The sequence below is a fragment of the Patulibacter sp. NPDC049589 genome, assembly GCF_040675535.1.
Taxonomy (GTDB): domain Bacteria; phylum Actinomycetota; class Thermoleophilia; order Solirubrobacterales; family Solirubrobacteraceae; genus Patulibacter.
In genome coordinates this window covers 1-10,079 of the sequence record NZ_JBFAPC010000185.1, presented here as the reverse complement: position 1 = coordinate 10,079, position 10,079 = coordinate 1, and the positions used below count along the sequence as shown (strand labels likewise).

General features: G+C 77.4%; 10 protein-coding genes. 5 read left to right on the top strand and 5 right to left on the bottom strand.

Features of this window, described 5'->3' with window-relative positions; all coding sequences use genetic code 11:
- From AB0L40_RS23870 to AB0L40_RS23850, 5 genes are all read right to left on the bottom strand, one after another.
- The coding region (locus AB0L40_RS23870; RefSeq protein ID WP_364360625.1) for a glycosyltransferase at nucleotides 1-181 on the bottom strand (181 nt) is incomplete at its 3' end.
- Nucleotides 178-768, bottom strand: a complete 591-nt coding sequence (locus tag AB0L40_RS23865) for an SAM-dependent methyltransferase (RefSeq protein WP_364360623.1) — start codon at nucleotides 766-768, stop codon at nucleotides 178-180. The genes AB0L40_RS23870 and AB0L40_RS23865, both read right to left, overlap by 4 nt.
- A complete protein-coding gene (locus tag AB0L40_RS23860) occupies nucleotides 765-1,796 on the bottom strand; it encodes a hypothetical protein (protein WP_364360621.1) in 1,032 nt (343 codons plus the stop codon). The genes AB0L40_RS23865 and AB0L40_RS23860 overlap by 4 nt, the downstream gene beginning before the upstream one ends.
- The gene (locus AB0L40_RS23855; protein WP_364360619.1) at nucleotides 1,793-2,515 is read right to left on the bottom strand and encodes a polysaccharide deacetylase family protein; all 723 of its coding nucleotides are present in this window, start codon (nucleotides 2,513-2,515) and stop codon (nucleotides 1,793-1,795) included. Before AB0L40_RS23855 ends, AB0L40_RS23860 begins: the two co-directional genes overlap by 4 nt.
- Nucleotides 2,516-2,585: 70 nt before the next feature.
- On the bottom strand, nucleotides 2,586-2,981 hold the full coding sequence (locus AB0L40_RS23850) for a Na-translocating system protein MpsC family protein (protein WP_364360617.1): 396 nt from the start codon (nucleotides 2,979-2,981) through the stop codon (nucleotides 2,586-2,588).
- 238 nt (nucleotides 2,982-3,219) lie between these two features.
- Here AB0L40_RS23850 and AB0L40_RS23845 point away from each other — a divergent pair, with 238 nt between their 5' ends.
- The 5 genes from AB0L40_RS23845 to AB0L40_RS23825 all read left to right on the top strand — a co-directional run bounded on the left by AB0L40_RS23845 (nucleotide 3,220) and on the right by AB0L40_RS23825 (nucleotide 10,018).
- A complete protein-coding gene (locus tag AB0L40_RS23845) occupies nucleotides 3,220-3,525 on the top strand; it encodes a Na-translocating system protein MpsC family protein (RefSeq protein ID WP_364360615.1) in 306 nt (101 codons plus the stop codon).
- A gap of 184 nt (nucleotides 3,526-3,709) precedes the next feature.
- Nucleotides 3,710-5,383: an AMP-binding protein gene (locus tag AB0L40_RS23840; protein ID WP_364360613.1), complete on the top strand. Its 1,674-nt coding sequence runs from the start codon at nucleotides 3,710-3,712 to the stop codon at nucleotides 5,381-5,383.
- 150 nt (nucleotides 5,384-5,533) lie between these two features.
- Nucleotides 5,534-6,706, top strand: a complete 1,173-nt coding sequence (locus AB0L40_RS23835) for a hypothetical protein (protein WP_364360611.1) — start codon at nucleotides 5,534-5,536, stop codon at nucleotides 6,704-6,706.
- A complete protein-coding gene (locus tag AB0L40_RS23830) occupies nucleotides 6,598-7,725 on the top strand; it encodes an MBL fold metallo-hydrolase (protein ID WP_364360627.1) in 1,128 nt (375 codons plus the stop codon). The genes AB0L40_RS23835 and AB0L40_RS23830 overlap by 109 nt, the downstream gene beginning before the upstream one ends.
- A 73-nt stretch (nucleotides 7,726-7,798) precedes the next feature.
- Nucleotides 7,799-10,018 carry an AAA family ATPase gene (locus tag AB0L40_RS23825; protein ID WP_364360609.1) on the top strand — a complete coding sequence of 740 codons (2,220 nt, stop codon included), beginning with the start codon at nucleotides 7,799-7,801 and terminating at the stop codon, nucleotides 10,016-10,018.
- Nucleotides 10,019-10,079: the final 61 nt, after the last annotated feature.

The following is a 10,079-nucleotide window of genomic DNA, read 5'->3' as shown; positions in this document are numbered from 1 at the left end:
CCCGCGTCGCCGCCCGCCGCACGGCCGCGGGCGTCCCGTCGCGCGAGCCGTCGTCGACGACCAGGACGCCGAAGCACGGGCCGACCTCGGCGGCCTGCGCCACGAGCGCGTCCACCGCGTCGCCGACGTGGAGCTCCTCGTCGCGGGCGGGCACCACGACCATCGCGCGCGGGGCCCTCATCGCATCTCGAAGGCGTCGAGGAGGTACCCGCGGGCCGGCGCCGCGGTGGCGCCCACGGGGTCGGGCACCGGGCGCAGGCCGGATCCCGTGCGCAGCGCGCGGTGGGTCTCCGCGGCGCTGCGGTGCAGGTCGGGGGCCTGGCCGGTCCAGTGGGCCGCGACGAGCCGGCCGCCGGCGCCCAGGAGCCGCGGCAGCCGGTCGACCGTGCGCCGGAAGTCGTCGCCGGGGAGGTAGTAGAGGACCTCCGACGCGACGACGAGGTCGAAGCCGTCACCGAGCGGCAGGTCGTCCGGGATCGTGCCCTGCAGCACGGTGACGTGGGCGGCACCGGCCAGCCGCTCGCGGGCCAGGCCGACGGCGGTCGGGGAGAAGTCGATCGTGACGAGCTCCTCGCAGCGCTTCGCCAGCAGCGCGCTGAAGACGCCGTTGGCCGCGCCGAGCTCGAGCGCGCGGGGGAACGGCCCGGGCCCGCAGGCGTCGAGCGTCCGGGCGTACTTGGCCCGCTCGTAGGCCGAGGCCTCGTACCGCCACGGGTCCGGGTCGGCGCGGAACCGCGCCTCGAAGTGGTCGGCGTCGGCGGTGCTCACGACGTGGTGCTCCCGTTCGCGGTCGACAGCAGCTCGCGCCCGAGCCGGACGGCCGCCGGGGTCAGGCGGTGCTGGAGGAGCAGCAGGTCGAGGTCGGCGCGGGCGCGGGCGGCGTCGGCCCCGACCGCCATCGGGTGCGACCCGGTCAGCTCGGCGCAGGCGCGCAGCGCCTCGCGGCAGCGCTCGGTGATCTCCAGGCGGGCCAGCAGCACGGTGCGGGGCAGCCCGGCGGGGTCCTCCGTGATCGCCGCCGTCGCGTGGTCGAGCCAGCGGTCGACGGACGCGCGCGCAGCGTGCGCCCGGCCCAGCAGGACGGCCTCGGCGTCCGAGCACTCCCGGCCGCGCAGGGCGTCGCCCGTCCCGGCCAGGACGGCGTCGAGCGCCCCGGCCCACGTCACCGCGGTGCGCAGGGCGTCGCCGCTGAACCAGGGCTCCTCCAGCAGGGCGCTCGCGCGGCCCGCGGGGCCCAGGGTGGCGAGCACCCGTGCGCGGTCGAGCACCACGCGGTGGCTCGCGCTGGTCCGCAGCGCGGCGCCGGCGAACCACGAGCGGTCGACCGCCGCGCGGTCCGGGTCCGAGACGTCGAGCAGCACGCACGCCGTCGGGCCGGCGGCGCCGGGGGCGGGCCGGACGAGGACGAGCGCGCGCTCGACGAGCCCGGCGCCGGAGCAGAAGACCTTGACGCCGCTGACCGTCCGGCCGTCCTCGTCCAGGGCGGCGGGGACGGATGCGGGGACGTCGTCCGGGCGCGGGTCGGCGCCCCAGACGCCGTGGGGGACGACGCCCTCGGCGGCGCATGCGCGGTCCGCGGCGGCGACCTCGTCCGGGCGGTGCAGCAGCAGGCGCTCGAGCGCGTTGCGGTGGCCGTCGAGGACACGCGCGAGCCCGAGGTCCCCCGCCGCGACGGAGCGCAGGGCGGCGTGCTCGGCGGCCCGGTCGGCGAACGCGCCGCCGCCCGTCAGGCCCGCGGCCGCGACGGCGTCCCAGCCCGGGACGTCGGCGCCGGTGCGGGGCAGGACGGCGCTCACGCGCGGCCGCCCGCGAGGGACGGGTCCGGCGCGGAGGACCGGCGGGACCCGCCCGCGGCGCCCACGATCGCCGCGCTCCGCGATCGGCCGGTAGCGTCGGCGCGACCCCGCTCCTCGGTGACGCCGCGCGCCGCGGGGTCCTCGGGCACCGGCAGCGGCTCGAGCTCCAGCCCCCGGGCGCGGGCCCACGCGCCGGCGAGCGACACGAAGCGCACGGTCTCCTCGCAGCCCGCGCGCGTCGCGCCCGGTCCGAGGCCGTCGTGGGCGAGGACGACGCCGCCGGCCGGCGCGTCGCGCTCGACCGCGGCGAGCATCGCCTCGGCCCGGTCGCCGCGCCAGTCGTGGGTGTCGGCGTCCCAGCCGACCAGGCGCAGCCCGCGCTCGGCGGCCACGGTGCGGGTGGCGTCCGTGATCCGGCCCCACGGGGTCCGCCACCAGGCCGGCGCGACGCCCGCGGCACGCAGGGCGTCCAGCGCGGCGCCGGCGTCTGCCCGGATCGCCGCCGCGGACATCCGGTCGTGGCGCTCGTGGCGGTCGGCGTGCAGCTCGACCCGGTGGCCGTGCGCGACGGCCGCGCGGACGAGGTCCGGGTGAGCGCGGACCGCGTCGCCGAGGACGAAGAACGTGGCGCGGGCGCCGATCCGCTCCAGCGCGGCGAGCACGACGGGCGTCCACGCGGGGGAGGGGCCGTCGTCGAAGGTCAGGTGCAGCGCCGCCATGGGGGCGGTCGGCTACCCCGGCCGGCCGCCGACAAAACCCACCGCGGACGGGCGGCGGACCGCCGGCCGCTCAGTCCCGCTCGGGGGCGAGCACGAACGTCTCGCAGGCGTAGTCGGGGTCCACGTGGGTGGCGCTCATGACGGCGACGACCTCGCGGCCCGTCGCCCCGGCCACGACGTCGCGGAAGCGGTCGGTCATGGCCTGCTTGAAGACCCGGCGCTGCTCGATCACGGCCTCCTCGTGGCCGAGGTCGGTCAGCGTGTGCTCGACCTTGGTCATGCCGCCGGCCGTGAGGACCACGACCGCGTCGCCGAGCAGGTGGGTCTTCACGCTCGTCGGACCCTTGCCGTAGTGCTCCTTCATCAGCCGGACGATCGCGTCGGAGACGGCGAGCATCGTGGCGCCCGGCTGTGCCTCGTCGCCGGGAGCGGGCGCGTCGTGGGCTGATTCGCGCGCACCGGACATCCCCGGAGGGTAGTCGACCCCGGGCCGTCCGCCCGGCGGCCGGACGCACGCGGTCCCGCCCGGCGCGGCGCCCCGGGGCCCCGCCGGGCCGTTCGCCCCGGGGGATTGCCCGGTGCCCCCCCCCGGAGTACCCGGCCGACAACCATGGTCGACGAGCACGCGTACTGCCCCACTGCCGGCAGCTCCTCCTCGCGGACGCGCCGCACCCCTTCCCCGAGCGCCCGGTGCGGTGCTCCGGGTGCCGCCTGCTCGTCGGCCCGGGGCGCTCACGCGGTCCTTCGCCGGTCCCGACGCCGTGGTCTGCGTCCTGGAGGACACCCAGACGCCCGCGGAACGCCGGCTCGTCGAGCTCGGCGAGCACCAGCGGCTCCGCGACGTGCGCCGCTTCTTCCAGGACGCCACCGGGGACGACATGCGCGCCCCGGTCGAGCAGGCGACCGGCCGGCCGGTCCGCGCGTTCATCAGCGGCATCGACGTGCGCGCGGACGCCTCCGTCGAGATGTTCCTGCTCGCGGACGCGGACCACTCCGACCCGCGCGGCTGACCGGCCCGGCGGGGCCGGCCGGCGCCGCCACGGGGCGTCGCGGGACCCGGCTCCCGACGCGGCGACCCCGCGGATCGCCCGTCCCCACGGGTCGGGCTGCGCCGACGATTACGCTTGGCTCCACCAAGCACCAGCCGTGGCGCGGGCCGACAACCGCGGCCCGGCCCGACCGCACGGAGTCCCAGTGTCCAGTCCAGCCGCCCCGGCGCCCGCCCCGTACGCGTACGACCCCCGGGCCTACCGGGACGTCTTCCAGGCGCGGTTCACGTACGTCGCCGGCGTCGAGCGCAACGCCCACCGCTACGCCCGGCGGCCGGCGCTGAACGACCCGGCGACCGGCCGCCGGTGGACCTACGAGGAGCTCTGGGCGGACACCGGCCGGGTGGCGGCCGGCCTGCGGGCCGCGGGCGTCGGGATCGGCGACGCGGTGGTGATGCAGCTCTTCAACGGCCCGGAGTTCGTGCTGCTCTGGGTCGCGGCGCAGCGGCTCGGCGCCGTCGCCGTCCCGGTCAACTTCCGCCTCGCGCCCGGCGAGACCGCGCACGTCCTCGACGACAGCCGCCCCGTCGTCTTCGCCTTCGACGCCGCGCTGGCGCCGGCGGCCGAGGACGCCCTCGCGCGCGCCGGCCACGACCCGGCGCTGGTGGTGCACGTCGACGCACAGGACCCGTCGGCCGGCGGCCGCCACGCGCCGTTCGACGCGCTGCTCGGCGACGGGACCCCGAAGGACCTGCCGACGCTCTCCGCGTGGGAGGAGACGACCCGCGTCTACACGTCCGGCACGACCGGCATGCCGAAGGGGGTCTCGCTCAACGGGGCCGTCGAGGTGCTCTCGGCGCACGACGTGATCATGCACTTCCCGCTCGCGCCGGAGGACCGCACGATGAACATGAGCCCGTGGTTCCACCGCGGCGGGCTCTACGCCGGCGGGCCGAACCCCGTCCTCTACGTCGGGGCCGAGGCCGTCGCGCTGCGGGCGTTCGACGCGGCGCTGACGCTCGACCGCGTCGCGGAGCTCGGCCTGACGTTCCTGATCGGCGCCCCGACGAACCTCGCGATGCTCGCCGCGGAGCAGGAGGCCCGGCCCCGCGACCTCGCCACCCTGAACGGCATCGTCACGATGGGCGCCCCGCTGGACCGCGCGGCGGCGCTGCGCTACCAGCGCGTCCTGACGCCCCGGATCTTCAACGGCTACGGGTTGACCGAGACGTTCTGGAACACGTTCCTGCGGCCCGTCGACCTGCCCGACCACGCCGGCAGCGCCGGCCGGGCGTCGACCGACGACGACGTCGCCGTGATCGCGCTGGCCCCCGACGGAGGCCCGGGGTCGCCGGACGTGCTCGCCCCGAAGGACGGCACGACGATCGGCGAGGTCGCGATGCGCTCCGTGAAGTCCGGCTACGCCTACGTCCACCGACCGGAGGAGCAGGAGCAGCGCTTCCGCGACGGCTGGTTCCACTCCGGCGACCTCGCCACCTGGGACGCGGACGAGTACGTCACGATCGTCGGCCGCAAGGACGACATGATCGTCTCGGGCGGCGAGAACGTGCATCCCGTCCAGGTCGAGGGCGTGCTCGAGGAGCACCCCGGCGTCGTCGACGCGGCCGTGATCGGGATCCCGGACGCCCGGTGGGGCGAGCTCGTCGTCGCCTGCGTCGTGCGTGGCACCCCGGACGTCGATGCCCGCACCCTCGACGAGCACTGCCACGGGCACCCGATGCTCGCGGACTACAAGCGACCGCGGGCCTACCGCTTCGTCGACGAGCTGCCGATGACCGCGACCGGCAAGAAGGCGCGCTACCTGCTGCGGGAGCCGACGGTCGCCGAGGACGCCGCGGGGACGCTCGCGCGGCCCTGAACGGCCGGGGCGGCCCTCTGGTCCGCGGGTCGTCCGCGCGCGGCCCGCGGCCCCGGTCCGCGCCGTCCGGTGGCGCGCGACCGCTCGGGGCGCGGGCCGGGCGGGGCGACGGATACCGTTGGCGGGCCGGGCCGGTGTCCGGCCGACCCCATGACCGCCGCCGCCCCGCCCCGTCCCACCCACAGCGCGACCGGTGCGGTCGAGGTCCGGCCCGTCCGCTCGCTCGCCGACCTGCGGCGCTTCATCGACCTGCCGTTCCGCCTGCACGCGGGCACGCCGTGGATCCCGCCGCTGCGGCTGGAGCAGTGGGCGTTCCTGATCCAGCGGCTCAACGCGTTCTTCACCCACGGACGCGGCACGTACTTCCTCGCCTGGAGGGACGGCGAGGTCGTCGGCCGCATCACCGCGCACGTCGACGACAGCTACAACGAGTTCCACGACGCGCGCTGGGGCCTCTTCGGGTTCATCGAGTTCGCGGACGACCCCGAGGTCGTCGCCGCGCTGCTCTCGACCGCCGAGGCGTGGCTGCGCGGCCAGGGCGCCGACCGGATGGTCGGCCCGATGAACTTCACGATGAACGACGAGTGCGGCGTCCTGATCGAGGGCTTCCACATGGAGCCGCTCGTCCGCCAGCCGTGGCACCCGCCGTACTACCAGCAGCGGCTCGAGGAGGCCGGGCTGGAGAAGGCCGTCGACCTGCTGTCGTACTGGCTCCAGGTCGCCGACCGCGAGAAGGTCCGCCCGGCGCTCCTGCGCATGGGCCGCCGCGCCCGCGAGTCCGGCGGCGTCAACGTCCGACCGATGCGGATGCGCCACCTGCGTCGCGAGCTCGACGCGTTCGCCGAGGTCTACAACGAGGCGTGGTCGCACAACTGGGGCTACAGCCCGCTGCGGCCCGCCGACCTCGACGCCTGGGCGATGGAGCTCCGGCTCGTCCACAGCCCGGGCTGGTACCTCGTCGCCGAGAAGGACGGCGAGACGATCGGCATGTCCGTCACGGTGATGAACATCAACCAGGTCCTGAAGAAGATGCGGGGCCGGCTGCTGCCCCTGGGCTGGTGGTACTACCTGCGCCGCCACCACATCGTCGACGAGCTCCGCGTCGGCTTCCTCGGCGTCAAGCCCGAGCACATGTCCACGGGGGCGGGGGCCGCGCTCTACGAGGCCCAGTACGACGTCGGCGCCGTCTCGCCGCTGAAGTCCGGCGAGGCCGGCTGGATCCTCGAGAACAACCGCGCGATGAACAAGAGCCTCGAGGCGATGAGCGGCACGATCGTCAAGCGCTGGCGCATGTACGAGAAGGTCTGGGGCGAGGCGGCCTGAGCTCGGGACCGGACACCGGGACGCCCCTCGTCGAGGAGGTCGCGCCCGGCATCACGCGCATCGCGCTGCCGCTGCCGGGCATCCCCGACGGCGTCAACGTCCACCTCGTCCGCGGCGAGGGGCCGACCACCCTCGTCGACGCCGGGATGCCGCTGCCCGGCGCGATGGAGGCGCTGGAGGCCGGGCTGCACGCCGCCGGCGCCTCGCTGGACGCCCTCGAGCTGCTCCTGATCACCCACCACCACCTGGACCACACGGGCCTGGCGGCCGAGATCCACGGCCGGACGGGCGTGCCGATCGCGGCGATCTCGCCCGTGGCCGACGCGATCGCCGACCCGCTGACGCTGCTGCTGCGCGAGGTCGCCTGGGGCGAGCGCCACATCGCCCACCACGGCGCGCCGGACGGGCTGCTCGACATGGCGCGCGGCGGCGAGTCGCTGGTGCGCGGGCTGCCGAGCGCCCCGACCGCGCGGCTGCTGGTCGACGGCGACGTCGTCCGCGCCGGCGACCACGACCTGACGGTGCGCGTCCGCCCCGGCCACAGCCCGTCGGACACGCTGTTCCTCGAGCTCGACCCGCTCGTGCCGGGCCGCCCCGTGGCGTTCGTCGGCGACCACGTCTTCCGGGCCGCTCCCCTGACGCCGGTCCTCGGCTCGATGCTCGGCACCGAGGATCGCCCCGCCGCCGGCTACCTCGCCGCGCTGGCGGAGACCGCCGCGATCCCGGGCCTGCTCGCGCTGCCCGGCCACGGGCCGGCGCTGCACGACGTCGCCGGCCTGCACGCCGACCGGCTCGGGGCGCTGGACCGCCGGACCGGCCGCGTCCGCGGTGCGCTGACCGCCGGGCCGCGGGGCACCTGGGACCTCGGGCTCGAGGTCTGGCGCGGCGTCCCCTCGCTCCGCCACGGCCTGACCCGGCTCGGCGCGCTGCTCGCCTCGCTCGAGCTGCTCGAGGATGCCGGCGCCGTGGTGCGGGGCGACGACGGCGACCGGGCGACCTGGGCGGCGACGGCGCGCTGAGGACCCCGCGCCGCCGGGACGCGCCCCGGCGGCGCGGTTGCCAGCTCACCCCTCCGCCGGGCATGATGGCCGCGTGGACGGTGCCGACCCAGAGCTGCTCGCGCTCGACGCGTCCGCCCGATCACCGCTCGGGCGCGACGGGGAGCGCCGGGCGCTGCGCGGCGCGCTCCGGGCCGCTGCGGAAGGACGCGGAGGCCTCGTGGTCGTCGAGGGCCCCGCCGGCATCGGCAAGACGACGCTGCTGGAGGAGGCCGCGGCCGTCGCGCCGGAGCTCGGCCTCGACGTCCTCGCGGCCCGGGGCGACCAGCTCGAACGCGACCATCCGCTGGGGGTCGTCCGGCAGCTCCTGCAACGTGCCGCCACCGACTCGACCGTCGTCGCGTCGGCGGGGCCCGCCGCGGCCCCGGCCGTCGCCGTCCTGGATCCCGCGTCGGTCCCGTCGCCCGGCGGCGATCCGGGGTTCCCGGTCCTGCACGGGTGCTGGTGGCTGCTGCAGGGCCTCGCGGCGGCGCGGCCCCGGCTCGTCGTCGTCGACGACGTCCACTGGGCCGACCCGGCGTCCCTGCGCGTGCTCGCCTACCTGGCCGGGCGCCTGGAGGAGCTGCCGGTCGTGCTCGTCGCGGGCCTGCGGGAGCCCGACGACGACGCCGACGACGCGCCGCCGCCGCTGGCCCGCGTCCCCCGGCTCGCGACGCTCACGCTCTCTCCGCTGACCGTCGACGACGCGGGCCGGGTCGTCGCCCGCCGCCTCGGCGTCCCGGTCGCCGCCGGCTGCGCCACGGCCTGTCACGAGGTCACCGGCGGCAACCCGTTCCTGCTCGCCGAGCTGGCCTCGGCCCTGCAGGCGGACGGCATCGCACCGGACGACGCGGCCGCCCCGCGCGTCCGGGAGCTCGGGCCCCGCTCGGTGGCTCGGGCGCTGCTCCTGCGCCTCGGTCGCCGCGGCCCCGACCCGCTCGCGCTCGCCCGCGCGCTGGCCGTGCTCGGCCGCGAGTCCGACCTCGGCGTCGCCGGGCCGCTGGCCGGGCTGGAGCCGGCGGCGGCGTCCGCGGCGGCCGACATCCTCGTGCGCGGCGAGGTCCTCGCGGACGCCTACCCGCTGCGCTTCCGCCACCCGATCGTCCGCTCCTCCGTCCTCGGCGACGTCGGGCCGGGCGGGCGGGCGGCGCTGCACGCGTCGGCCGCCGACCTGCTGCGCCGCACCGGGGCTCCCGACGCCGACGTCGCCGTCCACCTCCTGCACGCTCCGGCAGCGGGCTCGGACACGGACGCGGCGACGCTGCTGCGCGCCGGGCAGCAGGCGCTCGCCCGCGGTGCCCCCGTCGAGGCCCTGCGCTTCCTCGGCCGCGCGCTCGAGGAGCCGCCGGCCGTCGGGGACCGGCCCGACGTCCTGGCGGGCCTCGCCGAGGCCGGCCTCCACGCCCGCGTGGACGTGCGGACGGCCGGCGAGCGGCTGGCGGAGAGCGCGGCGACGACGACCGAACCCGGGCGTCGCGTCGAGCGCTGGCTCCTGCTCGCGCAGCTCGTGACCGTCGGGCGCGGGATCCCCGCGGCCGTCGGGCTGCTCGAGGAGGTGCTGCGTCAGACGCCTGACGAGGAGGACCGACGCCGCGTCGCGGTCGACCTCGTCGGCAAGGCGCTCCTGCACCCGGACACCCGCGCCCGTGGCGACGCGTTGGCGCGCAGCGCGCCCGGCGTCCTCACGGGCGACACGACCCTGGACCGGCTGGAGCGCTGCAACCTGGCCTGGGGGCTGGCCCTCGCCGGCGCGCCGGCGGCGGAGGTCGAGGCGCTCGCGGGGCCGGCGCTGGACGGCGGGCGGCTCTCGCGCACCACCGGACCGTCGGCGCCGGTCTACCAGGGGATCGCGGCGCTCTCGCAGGTCGACGCGGTCGACGTGGCGCTGGCGTGCGCCGACGCCGCGGTGGAGACGGCCCGCGAGCGGCACCAGACGATCGGGCTCTTCGGCGCGCTCGGCACGCGCGCGTCGATCCGCTGGCGGCGGGGCGAGCTGCGGGAGTGCGCCGACGACGCGCGGGCGTCGCTGGACCTGCCCGGCGTGCCCCCGCCGTTCCAGCTGGTCTCCGCGGGATGGGCGGCGCTCGCCGCGTTGGCGGCGGACGACCCCGAGGCCGCCGAGGAGGCCCTCGCCGCGGTCGACGGGGCCCCGGTGGTCGAGAACGTCAACGTCCACGTGTTCGAGGCCGCGGGGGCGCTGGTCACCGCAGCGCGCGGCGACGACGGGGCGGCGCACGTGGTCCTCGAGGACTCCGGCGGCCCGAGCGACTGGTAGTCGTGGAAGCAGGAGATCCAGCCCTTGGCGTACTCCTCCTGGCCGGGGATCCAGTTGTCCG

What these genes read in the sequence shown, in the direction of transcription:
- AB0L40_RS23855 (WP_364360619.1), bottom strand. Translation starts at nt 2,515, where the DNA reads ATGGCGGCGCTGCACCTGACCTTCGACGACGGCCCCTCCCCCGCGTGG.
- AB0L40_RS23835 (WP_364360611.1), top strand. Translation starts at nt 5,534, where the DNA reads ATGACCGCCGCCGCCCCGCCCCGTCCCACCCACAGCGCGACCGGTGCG.
- AB0L40_RS23850 (WP_364360617.1), bottom strand. Translation starts at nt 2,981, where the DNA reads ATGTCCGGTGCGCGCGAATCAGCCCACGACGCGCCCGCTCCCGGCGAC.